Here is a 24529-nt window from a genome sequence, read left to right as displayed (position 1 = left end):
TGAGGACTTTTTTGCTCTTTTCCCGCTCATTTCGGGAATCAATACCCCTTATTGAGGAGTGTTTTGCTCTCTTCCCGTTCATTTCGGGAACCAATGCCCCTTATTGAGTACTCTCTTCCCCGCTCATTTCAGAAATCAATCCCAATTAAAACATCGGATTATCCTCTATAAATTGATATATATTTTTTACCAGCTCTTCTGGTGTTTCACCTGTTACTGGTTCTCCATTTACAAGTGCGAAAAGAGAATTTGCACACTTTCCACAATAGCCAAGACAGCCATACTCAATGACATCAAGATCATAATCCTTTTCTAGGATTTCTAAAGCCTTTTGTGAACCGCTTGCCAGATTGCTGAAACAAAACTCTATGATTGGTTTTATCACTTCGATCACCTCTTACCTAAATTGCTATCTATATAAACGCTTATTCTATGAGTAATTGATTAGTCTTCCACTGACTCGATCATATTTGCAGTCATGATAATGCTACCTTTTTTATTATTTTTCCGCAATTATTTTTACTTTAATATCCCCTCAACACTTAAGCACAATTACTATTTACTGCCTTGTTTTGTCAAGTTTCATCCTATAGTTGTTGTGATTTTGTCACAATTTCGTTATACTTTCTATGAATAAAGGGTATTAGATATTTATATTTATAGAAAGTTTTTTAATTTTTTTACAGTTATTTTTCTGAAAAATCACTACTTTAGATTTGACTTAAAGGGGAATGTAAAATGAAGAATCTTGTTATCCTTGGCGGAGGCTATGGCGGGATGAGAGTATTAGCCAGACTTTTGCCAAATCACCTTCCAGAAGATGTGTCCATTACGCTTATTGACCGTGTTCCATATCATTGTTTAAAAACGGAGTATTACGCCTTAGCTGCTGGGACCATTTCAGACCAGCATGTTCGCGTGGCATATCCTGAACATCCACGATTGACAATTAAGTATGGAGAGATTACTGGCGTAGATATTGAGAATAGACAGGTACAATTGCAGGGAGAAAATTCTGTTTCTTATGACGATTTAATTATTGGACTTGGATGTGAAGATAAGTACCATAATGTACCAGGAGCAGATGTTTATACTTACAGCATCCAAACGATTGAAAAATCCCGCGCCACTTATCAAGCGTTGAACAATTTAACTCCAGGCTCAGTTGTAGCAATCGTTGGTGCTGGCTTAAGCGGAGTAGAAATCGCTTCTGAGCTTCATGAAAGCCGTCCAGACTTAAATATTAAATTATTTGATCGTGGAAGTCACATCTTATCAGCCTTTCCTGAAAGACTTAGCAAATATGTTGAAAATTGGTTTGGTAGTCATAGTGTGGAAATTGTCAGTCACTCGAACATTACACGTGTAGAGGAAAATACTCTTTTTAATCATGATGAGCCTATCTCCTGTGACGCAATCGTTTGGACTGCAGGAATCCAGCCGAATAAAGTCGTAAGAGAGATGAAAGTTGAAAAAGATTCACAAGGTCGAGTCGTTTTAACGAAGCATCATAATATTCCAACAGATGAGCATCTTTATGTTGTCGGCGATTGCGCAAGTCTTCCACATGCACCAAGTGCCCAGCTTGCTGAAGGACAAGCTGAGCAAATTGTACAAATTCTTCTGAAGCGCTGGAAAGGTGAAGAACTACCTGAAGAAATGCCAACAATTAAGTTAAAAGGGGTTCTTGGTTCACTTGGAAAAAAACACGGATTCGGCGTTGTTGCAGAGCGTCCAATTACTGGGCGGGTTGCCAGAATGATTAAATCAGGAATTTTATGGATGTATAAAAATCATCGAGGATAAGTGGAGTCACTGTCTGCTTAAGAATAGCTAAATCGAAATTGATTTAGCATCTATTATGTCGGTAGATATAAGGCTTGTTTTAATTCACGAGAAGGCAGCACTTACGCTGCCTTTAACTTACTAATTGATATATTTATTTTTTAACTGATCTGAACCAACTCCGCCAATTATCATTAGAGCTAATGGCAAGAAATTAGAGATGATTTTTGGTACGCCACCTGAGATATTAATATTAGTACCAACAAAATAATTTAATCCCATAATAATTAACTTTGCTGCTAATAAAAATATGCCTGCTAAAAACACACTATCGAAGAATGTTTTCCATTTCGGATACGCCAATTTCTTACTATCTCGAATTACTTTTTCCTTCAATTCTTCATCACTCCTCAACATTTCATCTATTGTAATACCGAATAAATCACTCAAACCAATGATAACTTCGATACTTGGATAGTTCTTACCAGTTTCCCATTTTGAAACTGATTGACGACTAACATGAATTTTTTCAGCGAGGTCCGTTTGTGACCATCCTCTTTTTTCTCGTTCCTTCTTTATGCGTTCACTAAAAATCATGTTATACATCACCTTCTCTTATTTTCATTATTGATAGCTTATATAGCAAAGTAAAGATAGTTGTAGGTGCTTCAAGGCGCAACCTCTTGTTGCCACCAAAAAATTGTCTTCTATCCTTACTGTTTTAAAAATAAGAAAGTCTTGACGATTATGTTCTTTAAAAAAATAAAAAAGGAGCGAAGGGAAATTAGATCCTGCTCCTTTTTGCTGCTTATTATATTGTTTATTTAGTTCAGTTTTTGTATGGCAATTTATTGTTTCTTTCTTCTTTTTGCACTCAAAAGAGTTGCATCCAAGAGCTTTATTTTTTACTCTGCTTTATACCCATGCTTTTCCATTTCAGCATAGATTGTTTTCAATCTCGGATTGCCTTCACCAACTAGCTGATCTTCTATTAAGACAACAGGGTAAAACATTTCCTCTTCAATAACCTTTTCTGCATAGCTTCTTTTCTCTTCATCCGCAGGCGGATTATAAATATCTACATACATTATCTTAAATGGCTGGTTAGGATATTTCCTCTCTAGAGCTGCTTGAAGCCATTCATATGTTTCTTTTGAAGAAGGAAGGTTTACACAGCTTGGGCATAACTGCTCAGCTCCATATACATTTATTTCAACCTCTCGATTCATTTCTTTTCCCCCTTATAAAAAATGTTTATCTCCTTAATCCTATTTTACAATATTATAATAATAGAAACTCAAGTAATTTCTCATTTAGTGGAAATCCGTGTCTTTAAATAGATTTTTGCAGAGAGAATGATTATAATAATTAATAAGAAAGGGGTAGATACAAATGGCGGAACAAGCAACAATCATTGAGCAAGTTCAAGAAGTATTAGATAAATTGCGTCCATTCCTACTACGTGATGGAGGAGACTGTGAATTAGTTGATGTAGAGGATGGCATCGTTAAGCTGCGCCTGCTTGGCGCTTGCGGTTCATGCCCAAGCTCAACAATCACATTAAAGGCTGGAATTGAACGCGCGCTATTAGAAGAAGTACCTGGCGTTACAGAAGTAGAACAAGTATTTTAATATGGAAGCTGGAGTGCCTCGGTCATCCTCTACAAGCACAAGATAGGCCTATCGGAAAAGTGTTCTTTACCTTTCCTGGTGGATTGACTTGTGACCTCGAGGGGGTAGGCACTGGAGCTAGACAAGTAGAAAAGCGATGTCATTGAAGACATCGCTTTTTATTTGGAACATACACCTTGCTTCCAGATTGTTCAATGCTTAAATAGCGATACGCCATTTCTGGCAGCACCTTTTCTAGCCTCGTTGCCAAATCCATGCCAGCACCCTTTTCTGCCAAGCATAATACCGTTGGTCCTGCTCCGCTTAAAGCTACTCCAAATGCTCCTAAGTCTGGTGCCAGTTCTTCAATATCTTTTAAATGCGGCACAATTTCTTTTCGATATGGATGGTGGTATTGGTCAGCCCTCATCATCTTTCCGACCTGCTTATAATTCCCATTTAGCAGAGCAGCAATCATCACATTCCCGATCGCCCCAGCTTGTACAGCTTTTTCATATGTAAGGGTTTGCGGCAATACACCCCTTGAATGCTTTGTTAAGAGTTCTTCCTTTGGAATCACTGCTACAATATCCATTTCAAGATGATGAAAGGATTCAATACTCACTTCATCTTCAAACTGGCAGCCTATAACCAACCCGCCCAATAGGCTGGCACCCACATTATCTGGATGTCCTTCAATATTAGAAGCCCATTCCAATTTTTCTTGTATAGACAGATGAAGTTTACATAGGACATCGGCTAACTCAATTCCTGCGACAATTGCTGCCGCACTGGAACCAAGACCTCTTGCAAGCGGAATATCACTTTTCACTTTAATCCGGCATGCTGGCAGCTTTTTATTGTATTTTCCGGCAGTATCTATGGCAATTTGAAAAATATAATTTGTTTCATCCTTCGGAAAAGCGTTCAATTCTTCAGAAAGAGAAATAACCTCCCAATTCTCTGCCAATTCTACTTCTAATGTTAAATACACATTCAATGCTAAGCCAATTGAATCGAAACCTGGCCCTAAATTTGCTGAGCTTCCGGGAACTTTAATGATGAGCATTTCACCTTCACTCATACATGGACAACTCCCTTAATATGCTCGGCAACTGCAAACTCATTATTTGGCAGACAAACAGGTTTTACAGGACTGCATTCCATTGCAGCATTTGGATCTTTAAGTCCATTTCCTGTCAAAATAGCAACAACTCTGGATTTATGCGGGATTTTCCCATGACGCAGCTGTTTATATATGCCCGCAAGTGATGCACAAGAAGCAGGCTCGGCAAAGATTCCTTCGGATGAAGCTAATTTTCTATACATACAAAGGATTTCCTCATCACTCACTTCATCGATTTTTCCATCAGATTCATTTAATGCAGCTGTTGCTAAATGCCAGCTTGCAGGATTGCCAATTCGGATGGCTGTTGCCACAGTTTCTGGATTCTCAAACACTCGATTGTGCACAATCGCTGCCGCTCCTTCAGCCTCAAACCCATGCATATGAGGCAATCCTGTTTGTTTTGCTGCATGATATTCTTTGAATCCCTTCCAGTATGCACTTATATTTCCTGCATTGCCCACAGGAAGTGCCAGAATATCCGGTGCCTGCCCCAATTGATCGCAAATTTCAAATGCAGCTGTTTTTTGGCCCTCTAAACGGTAAGGATTAACTGAATTTACTAGAGTAATAGGTTCAGTCTCACTAATGGTTCTAACCATAGCCAATGCCTCATCAAAGTTTCCTTCTATAGAAATAATTTCAGCCCCATAGATGACAGCCTGAGCAAGCTTTCCCATCGCTATTTTCCCCTCTGGAATAACAATGATGCATCTTAATCCGGCTCTTGCTGCATAAGCTGCTGCCGCTGCTGACGTATTGCCTGTAGAAGCACAAATAATCGTGTCACTGCCTTCTTCCTTTGCCTTCGCAACAGCCATAACCATTCCTCTATCCTTAAATGAACCGGTTGGGTTAGCCCCCTCTGTTTTGACATACAGGTCTATCCCCCATTCATCGGATAGTTTATTAAGCCGAATGAGAGGCGTATTCCCTTCATTTAATGTAAGTAATGGCGTGTGCTCATTCACTGGCAAATACTCTTTATAGGCTCGTAATAGCCCTTCCCATCTCATACATTTGCACTCCCTTCCACCCGGTATGAACTTTCAATTGTCTGTACGGCATGCAAATCTCTTAATTTAACTAAACTATCCTCGTAATCTTGCAAGGAAGCTTGATGGGTAACAAGTACAATTTCTGCAAGTCCCTGTTTCTTTAAAGGCAGCTGGAGGATTTTTTCGAAGCTGACCCCATGTTCTGAAAAAATAGAAGTAATCTCAGCAAAAACACCAACCTCATCCTTCACATGAAGACGTAAAAAGTATTTAGAATAAATTTCTCCATGCTTCTTAAGATGTTTTTTATACTGAGGAGTAACTGCACTTTTTCCTGTTACGCCTAAACGCATATTCTTCATTACGCCTACAAGGTCTGAAACAACAGCGGTTGCAGTCGGCAAGCTGCCTGCTCCAGGGCCGTAAAACATCGTTTCCCCAACAGCTTCCCCATAAACATAAACAGCATTAAATTCATCTTGGACTGATGCAAGCGGATGTGATTCTACTAATAAAGTAGGCTGAACACTGATTTCAACCTTTTCTCCTTCTCTATGAGCAATACCGATCAACTTCATTGTATACCCAAGCTGCTTCGCATATTCTAAATCATTTTCTGTAATTCCTGTAATTCCTTTTACCTTTACATCATCCAAATCAATCTTCATCGAAAACCCAAGTGTAGACAGGATGGCCATTTTTCTCGCTGCATCCAGCCCTTCAACATCTGCGGTCGGATCCGCTTCTGCATAACCGAGCTCCTGAGCTTCCTTAAGTACATCTTCATAGGCACTTCCAAACTTAGCCATCTTCGTTAAAATAAAATTAGTTGTTCCATTCACAATTCCCATCATCTTTGTGATCCGGTCAGAGGCTAGCCCATCAACAAGACTTCTTAAGATCGGAATTCCGCCGGCGACACTCGCCTCATAGAACAAATCACAGCTATTTTCCGATGCAATTGTCAGTAGCTCAGCCCCATGTAGGGCCATTAAATCTTTATTAGCTGTAACAATATTTTTCCGATTACGCAATGCTTGTTTTAAGTACTTTTTCGTTTCATCAATTCCGCCCATGACTTCAATAATGACATCAATTTCCGGATCATTTAGAACTTCATCAGGATTTGTTGTAAGCCTTGTCTGTTCTACTTGAACAGCACGCTCTTTATTTATATCCTTCACAAGAATCTTTTTTATCTTAACAGGACAGCCTACTTGGTGAATAAGCTTATCCTGATGATTCTCAATGATTTTCACAACACCTGATCCGACTGTTCCTAAACCTAATAATCCGATTGATATTTCTTCCATTTTTATTCCCCTCTCGTTCAATCACCGTTGTTCTTTCTATGTGTACATCTGTATTTGTATAGTAGACATTATAGTGCTGATTCCAAGTGATTACAACAGTTTTCTCTAATAATTCTGACGAAATATACTTTAACCTATTTAAAGTAGAAAAAAATACACCCTTTAATAGAAAAGGTGCACAAATATACAAGCTTACTTTTTTAGCCATTCAACCAAGGGGATCTTCCACTTTTGGACTGGGACTTCAGCGAATTCATAAAAACGGCCTAGAAAGCGCTCATGATCATCTGATTGCTGCAGGAACTTATGCAGATTTTCTTCAAGGAGCTTTTTCTCTTGTTCTGATTCTGCACCATAATACGCTTCGATACAAGAAAAATAATGGAGCGGAAACAGAATACGTGCATAATAAAGCCGCCATGAAAACGAGGATAATGGGGCAATACTTTGATAATCGGCAATAAACTTACGCATCTCTGGCTCATATGTTTTTATGTTATGGAAATACTTAGCTCTTGTCCATTCGGCAAGATCTCTGGAGGAATGGTCAAAAACCCAATCAAAAGGGTTCTTAATATAATAGGAGTTTCCCCACGTATCATCTGTGAACCGGTTATGGCAGACCGTCCCGCTATCCATGAAAGAAGGTTCATCATCCAGCTCAGTATCTACCAGGTATTGAATCGAATTTTCTGCTATGCCCCGATAGTAGGGAAATGATTCTAAAAACATCCGTTCAAAATCATTATCAGGCTGCTGAAAGAGCATATCATTCCATACCTTTTCCATTTGGTCCAATCTCATTTCCCATAATTGCTTCCATTGGCCAATTCGGCTTAATTTATTGACTGAAAATGAAACGGAACGGCCCCGATAATGAAACTTTGCTAATTTTCTTCCATGACGATTGACCTTACGATTCTGAATATGCTCGTTTTTTAATACACAATATTGCCGATTTTCCCACTCACTTATTTGTTGGCCCTCTGTAGTTTTTAAAAAAGTGCTGCAATATTTTTCACCGTTCCTTACAAGATGGTCAGCTAGCATTTCTAATTCAGTCAATTCATCTGCCTCATATCCTTCTACAGGAACAATTAAATAGATTTGCCCCTGTTTTCTGCATGCGTGGTATTTACCAACACGAATTTCTTCATCAAACTGAATTCCATATTGTTTTTCAAGCATATGGTTTAACATTTCTCCACCTCTTTTTTCAGGCACCTTAGGTCATATATATGAATGAAGAAAGCAAAACTTGATCTTTTCTTGATTAATATGGAATGAGTCGGATATGATAAAGTCAAACTTCAATCAGTAAGGATTTTCTTCATCCTGACTGATCGCAGTTGAACGAATCATGCTCAGAAACGCTTTGTCCTATGGTCTAAAATCCTGTCCGCCGTCGAGCTTTTACGGTCTGTAATCCTCTAACTTTAATTTTTATGGTCCCACAGCTTCTTGAAATGGGATCTTACAGCCCCTAAATTGCGAGAAATGGGTAGATATTTCCATGAGGACTGTTATGGCATAATTCATAGCGGGATCGTATATATTTAAGGAAAATAAAACAGAAAATAGGTGGAGCCGATGAATGAAGAAAAGTCAGTTGACCCAATTGAACTAACAGCGAGAAAATGGCTGCATGACCGTGGAGTAGAAATTAAAGATATTGCTGATTTAGTCTATTTTCTACAAGAGAAGTATCATCCCGATTTGCAAATGGACGTTTGCATCGAGAATGTCGAACGCGTTCTTTCTAAAAGAGAGGTGCAAAATGCCGTTCTGACTGGCATCCAGCTCGATATGCTTGCTGAAGAAAAGAAGCTCCTTGAACCTTTGCAGCATGTAATTGAAATTGATGAAGGTCTTTATGGAGTGGATGAGGTTTTAGCATTATCTATTGTTAATGTATATGGATCGATCGGATTTACTAATTTTGGCTATATCGATAAATTAAAGCCTGGAATTTTAAAGGATCTTAATGATAAAAGCTCAGGAAAGTGCCACACTTTCTTAGATGATATTGTAGGAGCGATTGCTGCCGCTGCTTCTAGCCGGCTAGCTCATCGTGCCCAAGGGACAAAATAAGGATGGATGGCAAATCTCCATCCTTTTTCCGTTGTCCAAGAAATTGATATTGTGACCTTATGATAAACTATCTCCCCTGTAATCGCACAGAACAAGTATAACGATTATAGGAGAAGCGCCGAAGATAATCCTCGCAGGAATAATCAATTGTTTGATTATTCCAAAGGTGCTTGTCACATTTGGTTTTTATCTACAAGAATTCCCAATGATCAAGTGAATCGACCACAAATGTCGGCTGTTTCTCGTAGCTTGAGAGAAGCTCCTTCGTTGTGACTCCTGTATGGACAAGAAGTGTGTCCATTCCTGCATTCATCCCTGCTAGTATGTCTGTGTCGTAATTATCTCCCACCATCAGTGTTTCTGATTTTTTTGTACCAAGTACCTGTAACGCTTGTTCCATAATAATTGATTCTGGTTTCCCAATAAATATCGGTTTTGTTTGAGTCGATACGGTTATTACAGATGTTAATGACCCGTTACCAGGCAGAAGACCTCTTTCCGTCGGAATAGCGATATCACCATTTGTTGAAATAAAGGTTGCCCCATTCCGAACGGCTAAACAAGCAGTGGCAAGCTTTTCGTAACTTATCGAGCGATCAATCCCGACGACAACATAATCTGCATTTTCTTCTGCTGCTATTAATCCTTTGTCTGCCAGTGCTGTTCGAATCCCTTCCTCCCCAATCACATAGACAGAGGCATCATTCTTTTGTTCGTAAATGTAATTAGCCGTTGCCATACTTGTTGTAAATACTTGCTTTGATGTAGCAGGAATCGAGAACGAACAAAGCTTCTCTGCAACCTGCTGTGGAGTCCTTGAAGAGTTATTCGTGACAAAGAGATAAGGCAAATCCAGCTTGATCAGTTCATTTACAAAGTCTGCCGCTTCCTTGATGAGTTCTGTCCCTCGATACATCGTTCCGTCCAAATCAATTAAATACCCTTTATATTTTTTCATTTCCATCACTCCTGACTTTATCATCACCAATTCGTATAACAATCATTAGAAAAAGGCCGGATCATTTCCGGCCTTTTCGGCTTATATTTTTAATTTCGAAAGGCTGAAACCGGACCTAGTTCATTTAATAAGTATGCCCTTACACTCGCTGGGAATTGCTTAATAACAGGCAAATGTTTTGCAAACACCTCAGCGACTTCCGAATGATTAATCTCAGTATAATCTTGTACTAGCATTTTTCGATACTTAATGATTTCTTTACAGCTGCTACTCAATTCCTTATGTATAACCTTTTCATCGTCTAAAATATCAACAATATCTTCGTAGCTTCCAGGGTCTCGCATAATAAATCCATCAATCATTGAATTTCCAACATCAAGAATGGCTTCAATCATTAAATGACTCACACGCTCCATTGCTGCTTTTTCAATCGGTGAATCCCAATTTTTAATTTGCTCGAAAAGGAAAAATTGCTGTTCTAAAAACACAAGTGTTGTTTCAATCTTTTCCCTGTCAACAAAATACATATTTTTCACCCTTCTCAATTATGATGATTTGAGGCCTTGAGTAAGTGCAGTCGGGCGAGAATAGTAATACCCTTGCGCTAGGTCAACCTTATTTCTTGAAAGGACTGAAGCCTCATCTTTATTTTCTATTCCTTCAGCGACAACAAGTGACCCTGCCTCTCTTGCTATTAATAGCAATCCTTGAAGCATGGATTCCTTTACTGAATTTTTATCAATGTCCTGTATAACTGAACGATCAATTTTTATAATATCAGGCATAATTTCACTAATGGAATGAAGACTTGCATAGCCTGCACCTGTATCATCTACAGCAATTCGAAACCCTAATGTTCTTAACACCTTAATATTGTATAGGAAGTTCTCCATCCCATCGATCGAGTCACGTTCCGTAATTTCCAAAGTAAGCTGCCTAGGCGGAATATTTTTATTTTTTGCCAGCATTTTTTTAATATCTCTAATAAATCGTTCATTCCCCAAAGTAATCGGTGTGAAGTTAATAAAAATATCCTGTGTGCACCCAGTTGCATTAATTTGCTCCAAAATCTTCTCAAATACAATCATTTCAAGGTCATACAGCAATCCAGTTTGTTTAGCTACGGAAAAAAGCTGAAGTGGACTTTCTAATCCAGTCCCTTTTGGCCCTCTTGTCAGCATTTCCCATGCCTTCACTTCACCTGTTGCCACATTAATGATAGGCTGTGCAAGCATACGAATATCCTTTTGGGCAATAATTTTATTGATTGAATACAGCATATCATTGAATTCTGAACGCACTCGCTTCTCAGCCATTGCCAATGCCTGCTGCTGTGCCTTTAAAATTGCTTCCTGAATCGAATAATGCTTCTTCTCTATAAACATGTAACCAGTGTCAAAAGTTGGCTTTGCTACTGGCATTTCAGCATACATATTTTTTTCGGATTCCCGCAAAATCTTTTTCATTCTTTTGTCAATTTCAGTTACACTGTAGCGGTTATGATCAATCGATAAAAATAATGTTAGTCCATCGCTAGAGTAATCATGAAGGGCAATAATATCCTCTTCTTCGATTTCCTGTTTAATAACCTCCCAAAAGATTTTCTTTAAACAAGAAATAAATTTCATGTATCCTAGTTGGCCAAGCTGATTTGGAAGATCCCTTAGGTTATTAATATTGAAAACAACAATTGCCACTTCATTGCCACTTTTAAAAGCTCTTTTTACCCCGCTTGTAATTGGATCTCGAATAATAAACTGCGGGGGATAATCGCGCATCTTATGTAATGGAAGGAAAATTTTCATCCATTTGCCAAAGGCTGCTGTCTTTTCATTGCATCGATGGACCATTCGCTTCATTCCTCTTTCGGTGCTGTATTCTACATGTTCTTATTTTATCACAAAAGTAGTTTATTTTTCCGAAACTAGAAGGATTTATGGAAATAATATTAGCAAATGGAAATACTCTTTATTCTATAAGGAAGGTAGGTTACTATTAATAATAGAATATAGGCAAAAAGGAGACCTTATCTATGTCTGAGCGTTTTTTTTTATATGATGATGTCGTAAATACGAAAACAAGATTTGTTAGCTTTATGGGGGAAAACCAACGATTTGACTTGGCAATCATTCAATCTGATCGTTATTATGGAAAACAAATAGTTCTGGATATTCAAGGAAATCGATTTGCGATCATCGGGGATGATGACTTAAATGAAGAAGGATATTTAGAATATGCATTTAACCTCAGTGAAGAGAATGCAGAAGAGTTACGCTCCTTCCTCATGGAGTTAGTATAGACTTTAGAATGATTTCAATAGGAAACACAAATAATAAAGGAGAACCTGGATTTAAGGTTCTCCTTTATTTTATTGAATACATTCCAGAGGTGACTTTCTATGGATGATAAAAAGCAAAGAACCTATACTGATTTTTCAAATGTGGAATCCCAAAGAAATTTCCTGACCGCTGAAGAATACCCAGAAGGTCCTTATGGCTCCCCGATTAATAAGTATAAACCAGTTGAAAATAAAAGCACCCCATGGCTTCCAGAACAACGAAAATATAGTGCATTTACTTTCGAAAATAAAACTTTGCACGAAGACCTGCCCAGGCAAATGGAGGGGGCACACCCGCCACATGACGACCCTGACACGAGTATGCAAACACCTTATTCAGATTACCAAAAGTAAGAAAAGCGCAAGCACCTTGATCACCACCGTACAAGCTGGAAGGGCCGGTTCTTTCGATAAAGGAAACACGGTGAACGTAAGCGAACCGATGTTGACTTGCGCTAGACATCTCTGACTCAAAAGACATTCTTTCATTTGAAGTAAAGCGGAGACAAAAGGTATTTCCAATTGTCTCTGCTCAATACATCTTTTTACTTCTCTACTTTCTTCGCAACGAAATAAGCACAGCCGAAATTACAAAATTCATATAAATATTCGCTCAATGTACTAATTTTTGTATCAAAGGTTGCTTTCTGATTTTGATCATCAAAAAAGCCTCTCAGCCTCAGCTGTCCATATCCCCAATCGCCTACAATATAATCGTATCTTGTTAAAATCTCGCTGTATCTACCACGAAACGCCTCTTCATTAAACCCGTCTCGATTATCTTCTATTACTTCATAACAAATATTGTTAATACAAATCAACATTCTCACCTCACTGAAATGCGTAAGCGCTTATCATTAATTAAATTATAACTGATTCCCCATCAATTACTAAGAGAAAAAAATAAATGCTTGGCCATTCTATAAATGAGGAGGTGTTTCACATAAAAAAGACACTAGTAATTACAAGCATTTGCGCACTTGCAGCTTTAACTGCCTGCCAAAACAATAATAATCAAATGGCACAAGATAGGCTCTATGAAAAAAGCGGCAATACAATCAATGTAAATGATCAGCGTGCAGATATTTATAACAAAAATAATGGATCAACCAATAAAAGTGAAGATTTTGGCTATGTTAGACATCAAAAGAGCCCCATTCTCGGAGAAAATGTATCCTATGATCATTATGAAATGATTGATCGTGAGAAAACTGCAAATACCATTGGGCAATTTTGTACGGAAGTTCCTAATGTCGATGATGTCTCTACACTGGTTACCGACCAAGAAGTTTTGATTGTCTATGCCACTGATACAAAGGATCGGAATGCTACAGCCGATCAAGTGAAAAAAATGGCGATGTCTGTCGTTCCAAGCTGGTATAAAATCTATGTAAGTGATAATACCGCATTACGGCAGTTTGTAGAAAGCTACTCAACTTTGGATTCAGATAGCCGGACCGCTCATGACGGTATAGATAAGCTTATAAAGGAAATGAAAAAATCCCCTCAAGGAAAATAGAAATGCACAAGTGCCTTGGTTATCGCCGTAAAACTGGAGAAAGACTCAGCATTTTTTGGCTTCTTGCATTAGGTCATTCCAGTTTAAAAAGAGTTCAGCCGACAAGTAGCTGAACTCTTTCATATTTTTTATGCTTCCTTCGCTTCCTTTTCCCCTAATTCCTGTCTTCGCTGGGCTGCAGCATTGACTTGTTCATCTGCATGGTAGGAAGAGCGAACAAGTGGGCCTGCTTCACAATGGCTAAAGCCTTTGCTCAAGGCAATTTCCTTAAACTCATTAAATTCATCTGGATGATAATACTTTTGTACCTTCAAATGCTTCTTCGATGGCTGCAAATACTGACCAATTGTCATGATGTCTACATGATTTGCTCGGAGTGCGTCCATTGTTTCGATAATTTCTTCCCTTGTTTCTCCCAATCCAATCATTAAGCTCGACTTGGTTGGAATATCAGGCTGCAGCTCTTTTGCACGGCGTAAAAATTCTAAAGAGCGATCATATTTCGCGCGCGCTCTAACTCTTGGAGTAAGTCTTTCAACCGTTTCAATATTATGATTTAGGATATCTGGGCGTGCATCCATCAGTGTTTTTAAATTTTCGAGAACCCCGCCCATATCTGAAGGAAGAACCTCAATTGTTGTAAATGGGCTTTTTCTGCGGATTGCTCTTACTGTTTCAGCAAAGACTGCAGCTCCGCCATCCTTTAAATCATCTCTAGCAACAGCCGTGACAACTGCATGTTTTAAATTCATTAATGCAACAGAGTCTGCCACTCTTTCTGGCTCCTGTAAATCCAGCTCTGTTGGCAGCCCCGTTTTGACAGCACAAAAACGGCATGCCCTTGTACAAGTATCACCAAGAATCATAAATGTAGCTGTTCTTCTAACTGCCCAGCATTCATGAATATTTGGACATTTTGCTTCTTCACATACAGTATGCAGTCCTTTTTCACGCATCATTTTCTTTAAGCCCGTATAATTTTCATTCGTGTTTAATTTTATTTTCAGCCATTCTGGCTTACGTAAATATTCTTCTTGTTTGCTCATATTCCCACCCCATTATATGAAAAAAATAGCATTAGAATAAAACCAGGAATCTTCATTTTCCTATGAATTCCCTGATGTCACTTTATCACATGAAAAAGACAAGGACAAGTCGAAGTGTGAAGCGGATTACCAATAATTGATATAGATGAAATTTTTGAAATCTCACAAACTAAATAAGGAAAGCAAAAGCACCTTAATCATTCCAGAATAGACTGGAGGAGCTACTCAATCTAGATTCGGCTCTTCTCCCATTTGGGTATTGCAAGCAGGACTGCTATAAGGCAATCTTCACCACGCTGCACTGAGCCTAATCAATGAGAACATATCATAAAGAGGAGACCTGGAGCTTGATAAGTTGCTTTCGCTAGACAGTTTTCAAATTCGAAATCATCTTATTCTGTAAGAAGGCAGTAATGAGAAGGGAGGAATATTGTGCGAATTTTTCTCATTGGTATTTTTACCTTATCCATTTTCTTCTTGCCAAGTTTAATGGGACACGCGCAAACCAATAATAAAAATGATTATGAATCACGGATGGAATTATATAAGAAAATGGAATCTGTGACGAATATTCCCTGGTACTATCTTGCTGCAATTGACCAATATGAACGGAATGTCAGACAGGCTAGAAGGGATATTCCGAAAGCTGAGGGAATAACAGGCATTTATTTTAAACCAGAATTATGGACGGGGCCGTTAAATCCCAATCCTATTGATGACAATCCACGATCAATCCAATTTTTCAACGGTTTAGGAGCGGATGGAGATGGGGATGGAAAAGCCATCCTTTCCAATGATTCAGATGTACTTTTTGCTTTTGCCAAGTACCTTTTATCCTATGGGATAGATCATGACAATTTAAAAATTGGATTATGGAATTATTATAAACGAGACAAAACAGTCAGCCTTATTATAGGCAAGGCAAAAATCTATAAACAATACGGACGGCTAGAGCTTGATGACCATGCGTTTCCAGTCCCGCTTAGAAGTAATTATAGCTATAAAAGTACGTGGGGAGCTGCAAGGGGCTGGGGCGGCAGAAGATCCCATGAAGGAACAGATATCTTTGCCGATTATGGTGTTCCAGTGCGGGCAACAGCATATGGAATTGTGGAAATGAAAGGTTGGAACCGGTTTGGTGGCTGGAGAATCGGCATTCGTGATATTAATAACAATTATCATTATTTCGCTCATCTAAGCGGGTTTGCCAAAGATCTAAAGCTTGGCCAGATTGTCGAACCTGGCATGCTAATTGGCGGAGTTGGCAATTCGGGATATGGCCCTCCTGGAACATCAGGAAAATTTCCTCCCCATCTTCATTATGGCATGTACAAAGATAATGGCTATACAGAATGGTCCTATGATCCTTTTCCGCACTTACGTTTATGGGAGAGGCAAGAACGGTTAAAGACACGGAAGAAATAAATAAATAATAGTAAAAGAGGAGAAGCCCCTAATAAGGGCTTCTCCCATTTTAATGTCCGCCAAGATAGGCATTTTTTATTTCTTCACTTGCTTGAAGTTCAGCTGCTGTGCCAGAAACAGTTACTCGTCCCGTTTCAATAACATATGCCCTATTCGCTACAGATAAAGCCATATGAGCATTTTGTTCAACAAGTAAAATGGTTGTTCCACCCCGATTAATCTCTTCAATTATTTCAAAAATGGTTTTTACCATTAGGGGAGCTAGCCCCATTGAGGGTTCATCTAATAATAAGAGCTTTGGCCTTGCCATGATCGCTCTTCCCATGGCTAGCATTTGCTGTTCTCCCCCAGAAAGTGTGCCAGATAATTGCTTACGGCGCTCAAGCAGCCGAGGGAATGTTTGGTATACCTTTTGAATATCACTTTGAATCTCCTTCGAATCCTTTCTTAAAAAGGCACCAAGCTCTAGGTTTTCCTCAACTGTCATATTCGAAAACACTCGTCTGCCCTCTGGAACATGAGAGATCCCAGCTTTTACAATTTCCTGAGCTGGCTTTCCTGCTATCGTATTATTTAAATATTGAATGGTTCCACTCTTCGGTTTAAGCAGGCCAGACAGAGTTTTCAAAAGTGTGCTTTTCCCTGCTCCATTCGCTCCTATTAGCGTAACAATTTCTCCCTCTTTTACATCTAAAGAAACACCTTTCAATGCATGAATATTGCCATAAAAAACATCTAATTGATCAACTTTAAGCATGGGCGCTCGTAACCTCCTCTCCAAGGTACGCTTCGATAACTTTCGGATGGTTGCGAATGTCTTCAGGGGTCCCCTGTGCTATAAGCTGTCCATGGTCCAGCACATAAATTCTTTCGCATATTCCCATGACTAGATTCATATCATGTTCAATTAAAAGAATTGTTAAATCAAATTTTTTACGCACAAATGCAATTAATTCCATTAGTTCATGTGTTTCTTGCGGGTTCATTCCTGCAGCTGGCTCATCTAGCAATAAGAGTCGTGGTCCTGCTGCTAATGCTCTCGCAATTTCCAGTCTTCGCTGCTGGCCATAAGGCAAATTTTTAGCTGCTTCATTTTTATATTTATCTAAGTTAAAAATTTTCAGGAATTCAATCGACTTTTCCTCCATTTCCTTTTCACCAGAAAAATGTGAGGGAAGGCGTAAGATCGAACTTATTATTGAGTGCTTAGCTAAGGAATGATAAGCCACTTTCACATTATCAAGTACAGATAATTCATTAAAAAGGCGGATATTTTGGAATGTACGGCTTATCCCTTTCCTTGTAACTTGATAAGGGGCTAATCCATTTAGTTTTTGTCCATCTAATTCAATCGACCCTTCAGTTGGTACATAAACACCTGTCAATAAATTAAAGCATGTTGTTTTTCCCGCTCCATTTGGTCCAATTAACCCAATAAGCTCTCCCTGATTAATTTCCATATTCACATTCGAAACAGCCTTCAGCCCGCCAAACTGAATGCCGGTATTTCGTACTTGAAGCAAAGGTACGCTCCCCATACTAATTGCCCCCTTTCACGCTCTTTACGCTTTTCCATTTTCCAAAAATATCTGTAATTTCACGTGTTCCCATCAAACCTTGCGGGCGATAAAGCATAACAATAACGAGCACCAGGCTGTAGATGATCATTCGTGTTTCAGGATAGTCCTGTAAGAAGGTTGAAACAAGCGTAAGGAGGATAGCAGAAATAACGGCTCCTGAAAGGCTGCCGAGACCACCTAGCACAACATAAATTAAGATATCAAATGACTTTAAGAAGCCAAAGTTTGTTGGCTGGATTATATAGAAGTTATGCGCATACAGTCCCCCAGCGATTCCGGCAAAAAATGAGCCCAAAGCAAAGGCAATAACCTTATAATAAACAGTGTTAATTCCCATCGCATCTGCTGCAATTTCATTTTCTCTAACAGAAATACATGCACGTCCATGTCTAGAATTTGTAAAGTTCATAATAACTACAATCGTAATAAATAGACAAATGAACGTATATGTCCAATTTGTTAAATGGGAGACCTGCATTCCTGCCGCTCCACCGACATAGTCAATATTCAGAAAGACGATCCGAATAATTTCCGCAAAGCCTAAGGTGGCAATAGCTAAGTAGTCGCCTTTTAAGCGCAGGCTGGGAATCCCGACAATAAGGCCTGCTAATGCAGCAATTATCCCTCCAGCCAAAATCGCAATCGGAAATGGAAGCTGCAGTTTCATTGTGAATATGGCAGAGATATAAGCACCTACTGCTAAAAATCCAGCATGTCCAATGGAAAACTGCCCAGTAATTCCGATGACTAAATGAAGGCTGACAGCTAAGATAATATTAATGCCAATAAAGATGAGTGTATTGGAATAGAATTGATTTAAGATACCGGCGTTGATGAGAAGTTGAACCGTTCCATAAAGTACAATTGATAAAATTAGAAAGACCCAAAATCCTTTTACTTTTTTCATAGACTTCCTCACCTACACTTTCTCTCTTGCATTTTTACCGAAGATGCCAGACGGTCTAAATAAAAGAATTAATATAAGAATGATAAATGCTGCAGCATCTCTCCAAAGCGAATAGCCTAATGCACTAACAATCGTTTCTACCACCCCAAGAACAAGGCCGCCGACCATTGCCCCTGGAATAATTCCTATTCCACCTAGTACAGCTGCTACGAATGCTTTCAAACCTGGAATAATCCCCATTAATGGTTCAATTTTCGTATAATATACTCCAAAAAATACACCAGCAGCTCCCGCTAAAGCAGAACCTATCGCAAAAGTAGCTGAAATGGTTGTGTTAACGTTAATCCCCATTAAACGAGCTGCATCCATATCATGGGAAACCGCACGCATGGCTTTCCCAATTTTTGTCCGGTGGACAATAAATTGCAATAAAATCATTAAGACAATTGAAACAGAAAGAATCAAAATTGATTGGCTGCTAATCTGCACCCCAAATATGTCAAACGTTTTGTTAGACAATGCATCTGGATAAGCCTCTGGTTGTGCCCCTCGCACATAGATAACCACATATTGAATAAGAAGAGAAAGTCCAATTGCTGTAATTAAAGCTGCAATTCGAGAGGCATTACGAAGCCTTCTGTATGCAATCCGCTCAATCAGCACACCGAAAACGGCGCAGACTGCCATTGCCAGTATTAATGCTGGAAAGAAACCTAGGCCCCAGCCAGCAATTGCATAGAAGCCCACAAAGGCGCCAATCATAAAAACCTCACCATGAGCAAAGTTAATTAACTTAATGATTCCATAAACCATCGTATACCCTAATGCGATTAGGGCATAGATACTCCCGAGTGAAATACCATTTATTAATTGCTGTATCCATTCCATATTCATTCACTCCTTTTTAGAAAAGCGTAAGCGCCTTGCTGAAGCTGTGGACAATTGTCTAAATTGAAGAATTCCTCTCTTTAAATTAGAAATGGGAGGATACATTATCCCCCCATCTCTCCAGCCCTATCTTACGGATTCACTTTAGACTTGAAGACTTGCTTCCCATCTTTATGTTCTAGAACAGTAGCTGATTTAATAGGGTTGTGAAATTCGTCAACAGTTACGACACCAGTTACAAGCGATAAATCTTTTGTTTCTGCAAGAGCATCCTTAATTTTTGTAGCATCAGATGTATCACCCGCACGTTTCATTGCATCTACTAAGAAATAAACAGAGTCATAGCCAAGAGCATTAAATGCATCAGGAGACTTTCCGGAATATTTTTTAGAGAAGCTTGTTACGAACTTTTGAATCGTTTCATCTGGATCTTGTGCAGAATAATGGTTTGTAAGGAATGTGTTATTTAACGCTTCAGCACCAGCTAAATCAACTAGAATTGGAGAATCCCAGCCATCAGCGCCCATAAAAGGAACCGTAATTCCCATTTCACGTGCTTGCTTAATAATTAGGCCCACTTCTTCATAATAACCAGGGATAAAAATAAATTCAGGGTTAGCTGACTTGATGCGAGTTAATATTGAACGGAAATCTGTATCTTTTGCTACATAAGATTCTTCAGAAACAATTTTCCCGCCAGCAGCTTCGAACGTTTCCTTAAAAGATGCAGCTAAGCCTTTTGCGTAATCACTTGCATTATCCGCATAGATTGCTGCATTCTTTATATTTAAATCTCCTGCTGCAAAATTGGCTGCAACAGTTCCTTGGAATGGATCAATAAATGAAGTCCGGAATACAAATTCATTTACTTTTCCATTTGTCCCAACTGTTACGTTCGGGCTAGTACCAGATGGAGAAAGTAGAATGGTTTTATTGTCATTGGCAATTTGCGCTTGTGCCACTGAATTTCCACTAGTAGCTGCACCAATGATAGCTGTTACCTTATCTTGGTTTGTCAATTTTATAGCAGCGTTTGTTGCTTCAGCAGCATCTGATTTATTATCTACTTTAATGATTTCTATTTTCTTGCCGTCGACTCCGCCGCTATTATTAATCTCTTCAACAGCCAGATCAATTCCTTCGGCAATCCCTTGTCCATAAGAAGCTACAGCTCCTGAAAGCTCCAGGTTAGCACCGATTTTAATTGTATCTCCGCCACCGCCAGAGTCTTTTGAACCTTCTGTACCAGCCTTTTCCCCGCCGCAGCCAGCTAACACTCCAGCTACCAATGCCGAAGCCATAAGTACTGAAGTAATTTTCTTTCTAAACATCTCTACTCCCCCTTTTATTTCTGATTGTTCTGAACATTTAGAACGAATTGAGGTTTATTGGCTGTCCATTCACCATTTTGACTTTCACATCTACCCCCTACAAATAGTCAGTTCTGCCTTCTAATAAAAAAATAATGATGAATCCTAGTATTATCTGACTACTTGATATAATCTAAAAACAGTATAATATTTTTAGATTAATCTGTCAAAACAATATTTTAGCAAGATTATAATAATTCAAAATATTACACTATTATTTTTTTCACACTAAAAGGCTCTCTCATAAAGAGAAAGCCTTTTAATTTAGTCTACTTACGTTTCTCGCCACTCGTCTTTCGTACGACTGCCAGCTATTATTGTAAAAACAATTAGGATTACTGCTACTGTTAGAAGTGCAAGGACGGTACTTCCTGTGAACCCAATTACAACATAACCGACAGCTGCAGTAACTGCTGATATAACTGCATACGGAAGCTGCGTCATTACATGGTCTATATGATTACACCCTGCTCCTGTTGATGAAAGAATTGTTGTATCAGAAATCGGAGAACAGTGATCGCCAAACACTGCACCCGCTAAAACCGCCGCTAAGGCAGGCAGCAGAAGATTTATATCCGTTGCCGCGGCTATATCCCCAGCAATAGGAAGCAGGATACCAAACGAGCCCCATGATGTTCCTGTACTAAATGCCATAATACAAGCGATAGCAAAGAGGATTAACGGAAGAAATGATGGATTTAAATTCGTGGTCTCCACAATTCCTGCTAAATATTTTCCAGTTTCTAGACGACCGATTAAATCAGCAATGACCCATGCAAATAAAAGAATGTATACCGCTGGGAGCATTGATTTCGTACCTGCCCATACTCCCTTTCTAAACACTTTTCCATTCACACCTTTTAAAACAAAAACCTGACGGATAAAAAAACATAATGTAACAATTAAACCAAACAGCCCACCGAGAATAAGTGATTTGGTCACATCTGTATTTTCAAAAATAGCTAATACAGACACGGTTCCTTCAGTCCCTGCAATTCCAGTCCAAAGCATGGATCCAACGGTTCCAGCAATAAGTGCTATAATTGGCCAAACCAAGTCGCCAACAGTTCCTCTCGTGCTTGTCTGCAAATCGTCTTTCAGTTCACCAGCTGCTGGTTTCGTAGGATCCGCAACCAATCCTTCCCTGACAGCTCGACGTTCATGCATTTTCATTGGTCCAATTTCTACCCCTTTGAACGCAACGATAAATACCATGGCTAAAGTGGCCCAGACATATAGATTCATCGGAATGATTTGCATAAATGCAGAGAATGCAGAAAACTCCGTTATATTATGTGATGCTAGAATTGTACCGATTAGTGCAATTATAGAAGCACCCCAGCTTGATACCGGTGAAACTACACATATTGGAGCAGATGTGGAATCGATTAAATATGCCAGCTTTGCCCTTGATACTTTTTGCCGATCCGTTATTGGTTTCGAAATTTGCCCGACTGCAAGCGCGTTAAAATAGTCATCAATAAAAATGATAATGCCTAATACGATTGCAACCAGTTGTGCGCCTGTGCGGGTCTTTACTCGCTTGATCGCCCATTCGCCAAACGCACGGCTTCCGCCAGAAATAGAAATAAATGAAGTAATGATTCCTAGTATAAGTAAGAATAAAATGATATAAATATTGGATGTATTTATTTCACCATCTGCAATAAAGAGACCTTTAATTGCACCAAAAATGATATTGAACATTCCTAATATGCTGAAATCTGCAAGTAAAATAGCTGCTGATATGATACCCACACCTAAAGATAGCAATACTCTTCTCGTCAATACAACCATGAGAATTGCTAACAAAGGGGGGATTAGTGAAAAAATAGTATTTTCCATTTCTTTTCCTCCTCTTTTATTCTGGGAATCGAATGGAACGATTATCCCTTTCTTTAAAGGGGATTGGATAATGATGAAAAAATAAAAAAGAGTAACGATAGAGATGATCTATCATTACTCTTATAAGTAATAAGATTCTCCATCACGACCTGTAGCTCCCCAGTATGAAGAATTAGTAAAGCAGGTTTCCCGCTTATCCTTCATAATGACAGTGTTACCCTTATTCAAAGTAACCCCAGCAAATGATTGCTGACACAAATTCATTTGCTTCGGCAGAATTCCCTTTAGACTGTGTTCATTGTTGTCATCCTCACACAGCTTACTCTTAAATTCCGCTCCTCTACCCCATCGGATATGATAAGGTTTATTCAATTGTTTATTACTATATCAGAATAATAGGTTAGTAACAAGTTCTATAATAAATTGAAGGTATCCATTTTATTCCCAGAATAAAATGATTACCCCATTTTTGAAAACCTTTTAACTTTCTTTACGTTAGAAAGCGGTGTCACATTCCGTTATAACCACATTCAATTCTATTTTCATATCTAATTCATATGGAGTAACTTGTTCTCCTTTGTGCTCCATAATTCTTATAATCGGACGGTCCCCAAGACCAATATTTTGCCCAGTAACAATTCCTTTTCTTCCATCATTTAACTCTACCGTTATCCCAACTGGATAGATGGCAACCGCTAATCGAAAGGCTTCTACAATTTTCTGTTCAAATAAGGTTCCTGAACCAGCGTAAAGAATTTCTAACCCTTCATGCGGCAGCATGGCTTTCCGATAGACACGATTCGATGTTACTGCATCAAATACATCTGCAACCGCAATAATTTTCCCAAAAAAGTGTATATCCTGTCCCGTAATTCCTCTAGGATAGCCCGAACCATCGATCCGTTCGTGATGCTGATAAGCACAATGTGCAACTAAAAGAGGGATGGTTTGCACCTTTCTCAAAATTTGAAAACCAGCTTCCGCATGTTCTTTAATTGCAACATACTCTTCTTCCGTTAATCTCCCTGGTTTTAACAAAACATCTAACGGCACCTGCAGCTTCCCAATGTCATGGAAAATAGCCCCTAGTCCTAAAGTTTCCAATTCCTTCGGTGAAAGTTTCAGCTCCAATCCAAGCGCTAATGAGTATAATGTGACATTTAACGAATGGGTAAAGATATAGTTATCGTGTGTATAAGCATCTGAAAGTAAATTTAATAGTTCTTTATTGCTTCCTAACTCCGTCATTAGAAAGCGAATCAAGTCAGATAGACGTCTTGAAGCCTTTTCCACTACAAAGGAACTTGATATACTTGAATCCTTTTGGATCTCCAAAAAGGTCGAATTTATTGTCTGAATAGCTTTTCTTCGGATTGGATCAGACAGTGTTCCTTTGTATTCAATATCATCCGTTTGACTATCTTTTATAAAAATATAACTAATTCCTAATGAATTTAAGCGCTGAATCATACTTTCTTTCAGTTCAACACCCTCACTAAGCAAGATTTGCCCTGTTTCATTATAAATGGTCTTTGCTAGTATCGTACCAGCTTCTACGGATGAGGTTGTTACTAATCGCATAAATTACTCCTATAACATTCCAGAAGTTTTTCCATTGTCGTTCTCATACATTATCACCTTTAACTATAATAACCTTTTTCGCTAAAAAGTGACAGATAAGACACTAATTATGTCGAAAAATATTGAAATGAGAAAACATAAGAAAAGG

Annotated in this window: 26 protein-coding genes and 1 riboswitch; of the genes, 7 read left to right on the top strand and 19 right to left on the bottom strand. The window is 38.8% G+C overall.

From position 1 onward, the window contains the following. Window positions 1-145 precede the first annotated feature (145 nt). Entirely contained in the window at window positions 146-385 is a 240-nt protein-coding gene (locus tag ASU02_RS23435; RefSeq protein WP_057767844.1) for a YuzB family protein, read from the bottom strand. Window positions 386-738: 353 nt separating this feature from the next. Here ASU02_RS23435 and ASU02_RS23430 point away from each other — a divergent pair, with 353 nt between their 5' ends. Then, a complete protein-coding gene (locus tag ASU02_RS23430) occupies window positions 739-1806 on the top strand; it encodes an NAD(P)/FAD-dependent oxidoreductase (RefSeq protein ID WP_057767843.1) in 1068 nt (355 codons plus the stop codon). A 120-nt stretch (window positions 1807-1926) separates the two neighbouring features. On the opposite strand, the gene ASU02_RS23425 is transcribed toward ASU02_RS23430, so the two are convergent. Together ASU02_RS23425 and ASU02_RS23420 are read right to left on the bottom strand one after the other, a co-directional pair. Then, complete coding sequence (locus ASU02_RS23425) at window positions 1927-2382, bottom strand: helix-turn-helix domain-containing protein (RefSeq protein WP_057767842.1); 456 nt, start codon at window positions 2380-2382, stop codon at window positions 1927-1929. 308 nt (window positions 2383-2690) lie between these two features. After that, on the bottom strand, window positions 2691-3014 hold the full coding sequence (locus ASU02_RS23420; RefSeq protein ID WP_057767841.1) for a YuzD family protein: 324 nt from the start codon (window positions 3012-3014) through the stop codon (window positions 2691-2693). A gap of 163 nt (window positions 3015-3177) precedes the next feature. Here ASU02_RS23420 and ASU02_RS23415 point away from each other — a divergent pair, with 163 nt between their 5' ends. Continuing rightward, window positions 3178-3417 (top strand): NifU family protein, encoded by a 240-nt coding sequence (locus ASU02_RS23415; protein ID WP_057767840.1) that lies wholly within the window; start codon window positions 3178-3180, stop codon window positions 3415-3417. A 139-nt stretch (window positions 3418-3556) separates the two neighbouring features. On the opposite strand, the gene thrB is transcribed toward ASU02_RS23415, so the two are convergent. The 4 genes from thrB to yutH all read right to left on the bottom strand — a co-directional run bounded on the left by thrB (window position 3557) and on the right by yutH (window position 8033). Continuing rightward, a complete protein-coding gene (gene thrB / locus ASU02_RS23410) occupies window positions 3557-4480 on the bottom strand; it encodes a homoserine kinase (protein WP_057767839.1) in 924 nt (307 codons plus the stop codon). Beyond that, window positions 4477-5538, bottom strand: coding sequence for a threonine synthase (thrC, locus tag ASU02_RS23405; RefSeq protein WP_057767838.1), 1062 nt, complete (start codon window positions 5536-5538; stop codon window positions 4477-4479). The genes thrB and thrC overlap by 4 nt, the downstream gene beginning before the upstream one ends. Then, complete coding sequence (locus ASU02_RS23400; RefSeq protein ID WP_057767837.1) at window positions 5535-6833, bottom strand: homoserine dehydrogenase; 1299 nt, start codon at window positions 6831-6833, stop codon at window positions 5535-5537. Before ASU02_RS23400 ends, thrC begins: the two co-directional genes overlap by 4 nt. Window positions 6834-7025: 192 nt before the next feature. Then, on the bottom strand, window positions 7026-8033 hold the full coding sequence (gene yutH / locus ASU02_RS23395; protein ID WP_057767836.1) for a spore coat putative kinase YutH: 1008 nt from the start codon (window positions 8031-8033) through the stop codon (window positions 7026-7028). Window positions 8034-8423: 390 nt separating this feature from the next. Here yutH and ASU02_RS23390 point away from each other — a divergent pair, with 390 nt between their 5' ends. Next, complete coding sequence (locus ASU02_RS23390) at window positions 8424-8924, top strand: phosphatidylglycerophosphatase A family protein (RefSeq protein ID WP_057767835.1); 501 nt, start codon at window positions 8424-8426, stop codon at window positions 8922-8924. Between the two features lie 190 nt (window positions 8925-9114). Here the strand turns inward: ASU02_RS23390 and ASU02_RS23385 are convergent, their stop codons facing one another. From ASU02_RS23385 to ASU02_RS23375, 3 genes are all read right to left on the bottom strand, one after another. Next, window positions 9115-9882 carry a TIGR01457 family HAD-type hydrolase gene (locus ASU02_RS23385; protein ID WP_057767834.1) on the bottom strand — a complete coding sequence of 256 codons (768 nt, stop codon included), beginning with the start codon at window positions 9880-9882 and terminating at the stop codon, window positions 9115-9117. Between the two features lie 89 nt (window positions 9883-9971). After that, the gene (gene hepT, locus ASU02_RS23380) at window positions 9972-10409 is read right to left on the bottom strand and encodes a type VII toxin-antitoxin system HepT family RNase toxin (RefSeq protein WP_057767833.1); all 438 of its coding nucleotides are present in this window, start codon (window positions 10407-10409) and stop codon (window positions 9972-9974) included. An 18-nt stretch (window positions 10410-10427) separates the two neighbouring features. Further along, a complete protein-coding gene (locus ASU02_RS23375; protein ID WP_057767832.1) occupies window positions 10428-11732 on the bottom strand; it encodes an EAL domain-containing protein in 1305 nt (434 codons plus the stop codon). A 182-nt stretch (window positions 11733-11914) separates the two neighbouring features. On the opposite strand from ASU02_RS23375, the gene ASU02_RS23370 reads away from it, so the two are divergent. After that, window positions 11915-12181: a DUF3055 domain-containing protein gene (locus ASU02_RS23370; RefSeq protein ID WP_057767831.1), complete on the top strand. Its 267-nt coding sequence runs from the start codon at window positions 11915-11917 to the stop codon at window positions 12179-12181. 99 nt (window positions 12182-12280) lie between these two features. Beyond that, window positions 12281-12574 (top strand): hypothetical protein, encoded by a 294-nt coding sequence (locus ASU02_RS23365; protein ID WP_057767830.1) that lies wholly within the window; start codon window positions 12281-12283, stop codon window positions 12572-12574. Window positions 12575-12765: 191 nt separating this feature from the next. Here ASU02_RS23365 and ASU02_RS23360 read toward each other — a convergent pair whose 3' ends face one another. Next, window positions 12766-13041 carry a YutD family protein gene (locus ASU02_RS23360; protein WP_057767829.1) on the bottom strand — a complete coding sequence of 92 codons (276 nt, stop codon included), beginning with the start codon at window positions 13039-13041 and terminating at the stop codon, window positions 12766-12768. 86 nt (window positions 13042-13127) lie between these two features. On the opposite strand from ASU02_RS23360, the gene ASU02_RS23355 reads away from it, so the two are divergent. Beyond that, a complete protein-coding gene (locus tag ASU02_RS23355; RefSeq protein ID WP_057767828.1) occupies window positions 13128-13739 on the top strand; it encodes a YhcN/YlaJ family sporulation lipoprotein in 612 nt (203 codons plus the stop codon). Window positions 13740-13867: 128 nt separating this feature from the next. Here ASU02_RS23355 and lipA read toward each other — a convergent pair whose 3' ends face one another. Beyond that, window positions 13868-14785 carry a lipoyl synthase gene (gene lipA, locus ASU02_RS23350; RefSeq protein WP_057767827.1) on the bottom strand — a complete coding sequence of 306 codons (918 nt, stop codon included), beginning with the start codon at window positions 14783-14785 and terminating at the stop codon, window positions 13868-13870. Between the two features lie 489 nt (window positions 14786-15274). On the opposite strand from lipA, the gene ASU02_RS23345 reads away from it, so the two are divergent. Next, window positions 15275-16210 (top strand): M23 family metallopeptidase, encoded by a 936-nt coding sequence (locus ASU02_RS23345; protein WP_057767846.1) that lies wholly within the window; start codon window positions 15275-15277, stop codon window positions 16208-16210. A gap of 49 nt (window positions 16211-16259) precedes the next feature. On the opposite strand, the gene ASU02_RS23340 is transcribed toward ASU02_RS23345, so the two are convergent. The 7 genes from ASU02_RS23340 to ASU02_RS23310 all read right to left on the bottom strand — a co-directional run bounded on the left by ASU02_RS23340 (window position 16260) and on the right by ASU02_RS23310 (window position 24381). Continuing rightward, window positions 16260-16967, bottom strand: a complete 708-nt coding sequence (locus ASU02_RS23340; protein WP_057767826.1) for an ABC transporter ATP-binding protein — start codon at window positions 16965-16967, stop codon at window positions 16260-16262. Then, window positions 16960-17748 (bottom strand): ABC transporter ATP-binding protein, encoded by a 789-nt coding sequence (locus ASU02_RS23335; protein WP_057767825.1) that lies wholly within the window; start codon window positions 17746-17748, stop codon window positions 16960-16962. The genes ASU02_RS23340 and ASU02_RS23335 overlap by 8 nt, the downstream gene beginning before the upstream one ends. A 1-nt stretch (window position 17749) precedes the next feature. After that, window positions 17750-18697 (bottom strand): branched-chain amino acid ABC transporter permease, encoded by a 948-nt coding sequence (locus ASU02_RS23330; RefSeq protein WP_057767824.1) that lies wholly within the window; start codon window positions 18695-18697, stop codon window positions 17750-17752. 12 nt (window positions 18698-18709) lie between these two features. Further along, window positions 18710-19585 (bottom strand): branched-chain amino acid ABC transporter permease, encoded by an 876-nt coding sequence (locus tag ASU02_RS23325; RefSeq protein WP_057767823.1) that lies wholly within the window; start codon window positions 19583-19585, stop codon window positions 18710-18712. A gap of 131 nt (window positions 19586-19716) precedes the next feature. Beyond that, window positions 19717-20916, bottom strand: a complete 1200-nt coding sequence (locus tag ASU02_RS23320) for an ABC transporter substrate-binding protein (RefSeq protein WP_057767822.1) — start codon at window positions 20914-20916, stop codon at window positions 19717-19719. A 312-nt stretch (window positions 20917-21228) separates the two neighbouring features. After that, window positions 21229-22800, bottom strand: a complete 1572-nt coding sequence (locus ASU02_RS23315; RefSeq protein ID WP_057767821.1) for a Na+/H+ antiporter NhaC family protein — start codon at window positions 22798-22800, stop codon at window positions 21229-21231. A gap of 144 nt (window positions 22801-22944) precedes the next feature. Beyond that, a riboswitch (Lysine riboswitch) is annotated at window positions 22945-23151 on the bottom strand. Window positions 23152-23295: 144 nt separating this feature from the next. Continuing rightward, complete coding sequence (locus ASU02_RS23310) at window positions 23296-24381, bottom strand: HD-GYP domain-containing protein (protein WP_057767820.1); 1086 nt, start codon at window positions 24379-24381, stop codon at window positions 23296-23298. Window positions 24382-24529 lie beyond the last annotated feature (148 nt).

It is taken from the genome of Cytobacillus praedii, from assembly GCF_001439605.1.
GTDB classification, from domain to species: domain Bacteria; phylum Bacillota; class Bacilli; order Bacillales; family Cytobacillaceae; genus Cytobacillus; species Cytobacillus praedii.
The sequence above is the reverse complement of the archived record's forward strand: the minus strand, read 5'-3'. Positions and strand labels throughout refer to the sequence as shown.

Excerpts from the sequence above, each read along its gene's own strand:
- ASU02_RS23335 (WP_057767825.1), bottom strand. The coding sequence starts at position 17,748 with ATGGGGAGCGTACCTTTGCTTCAAGTACGAAATACCGGCATTCAGTTT.
- ASU02_RS23430 (WP_057767843.1), top strand. The coding sequence starts at position 739 with ATGAAGAATCTTGTTATCCTTGGCGGAGGCTATGGCGGGATGAGAGTA.
- yutH (WP_057767836.1), bottom strand. The coding sequence starts at position 8,033 with ATGTTAAACCATATGCTTGAAAAACAATATGGAATTCAGTTTGATGAA.
- ASU02_RS23370 (WP_057767831.1), top strand. The coding sequence starts at position 11,915 with ATGTCTGAGCGTTTTTTTTTATATGATGATGTCGTAAATACGAAAACA.
- ASU02_RS23415 (WP_057767840.1), top strand. The coding sequence starts at position 3,178 with ATGGCGGAACAAGCAACAATCATTGAGCAAGTTCAAGAAGTATTAGAT.
- thrB (WP_057767839.1), bottom strand. The coding sequence starts at position 4,480 with ATGAGTGAAGGTGAAATGCTCATCATTAAAGTTCCCGGAAGCTCAGCA.
- ASU02_RS23420 (WP_057767841.1), bottom strand. The coding sequence starts at position 3,014 with ATGAATCGAGAGGTTGAAATAAATGTATATGGAGCTGAGCAGTTATGC.
- ASU02_RS23385 (WP_057767834.1), bottom strand. The coding sequence starts at position 9,882 with ATGAAAAAATATAAAGGGTATTTAATTGATTTGGACGGAACGATGTAT.
- ASU02_RS23320 (WP_057767822.1), bottom strand. The coding sequence starts at position 20,916 with ATGTTTAGAAAGAAAATTACTTCAGTACTTATGGCTTCGGCATTGGTA.
- ASU02_RS23340 (WP_057767826.1), bottom strand. The coding sequence starts at position 16,967 with ATGCTTAAAGTTGATCAATTAGATGTTTTTTATGGCAATATTCATGCA.
- ASU02_RS23365 (WP_057767830.1), top strand. The coding sequence starts at position 12,281 with ATGGATGATAAAAAGCAAAGAACCTATACTGATTTTTCAAATGTGGAA.
- ASU02_RS23375 (WP_057767832.1), bottom strand. The coding sequence starts at position 11,732 with ATGGTCCATCGATGCAATGAAAAGACAGCAGCCTTTGGCAAATGGATG.
- ASU02_RS23330 (WP_057767824.1), bottom strand. The coding sequence starts at position 18,697 with ATGAAAAAAGTAAAAGGATTTTGGGTCTTTCTAATTTTATCAATTGTA.
- ASU02_RS23315 (WP_057767821.1), bottom strand. The coding sequence starts at position 22,800 with ATGGAAAATACTATTTTTTCACTAATCCCCCCTTTGTTAGCAATTCTC.
- ASU02_RS23355 (WP_057767828.1), top strand. The coding sequence starts at position 13,128 with ATGCTTGGCCATTCTATAAATGAGGAGGTGTTTCACATAAAAAAGACA.
- ASU02_RS23400 (WP_057767837.1), bottom strand. The coding sequence starts at position 6,833 with ATGGAAGAAATATCAATCGGATTATTAGGTTTAGGAACAGTCGGATCA.
- ASU02_RS23390 (WP_057767835.1), top strand. The coding sequence starts at position 8,424 with ATGAATGAAGAAAAGTCAGTTGACCCAATTGAACTAACAGCGAGAAAA.
- lipA (WP_057767827.1), bottom strand. The coding sequence starts at position 14,785 with ATGAGCAAACAAGAAGAATATTTACGTAAGCCAGAATGGCTGAAAATA.
- ASU02_RS23325 (WP_057767823.1), bottom strand. The coding sequence starts at position 19,585 with ATGGAATGGATACAGCAATTAATAAATGGTATTTCACTCGGGAGTATC.
- ASU02_RS23310 (WP_057767820.1), bottom strand. The coding sequence starts at position 24,381 with ATGCGATTAGTAACAACCTCATCCGTAGAAGCTGGTACGATACTAGCA.
- ASU02_RS23425 (WP_057767842.1), bottom strand. The coding sequence starts at position 2,382 with ATGATTTTTAGTGAACGCATAAAGAAGGAACGAGAAAAAAGAGGATGG.
- thrC (WP_057767838.1), bottom strand. The coding sequence starts at position 5,538 with ATGAGATGGGAAGGGCTATTACGAGCCTATAAAGAGTATTTGCCAGTG.
- ASU02_RS23345 (WP_057767846.1), top strand. The coding sequence starts at position 15,275 with ATGGGACACGCGCAAACCAATAATAAAAATGATTATGAATCACGGATG.
- hepT (WP_057767833.1), bottom strand. The coding sequence starts at position 10,409 with ATGTATTTTGTTGACAGGGAAAAGATTGAAACAACACTTGTGTTTTTA.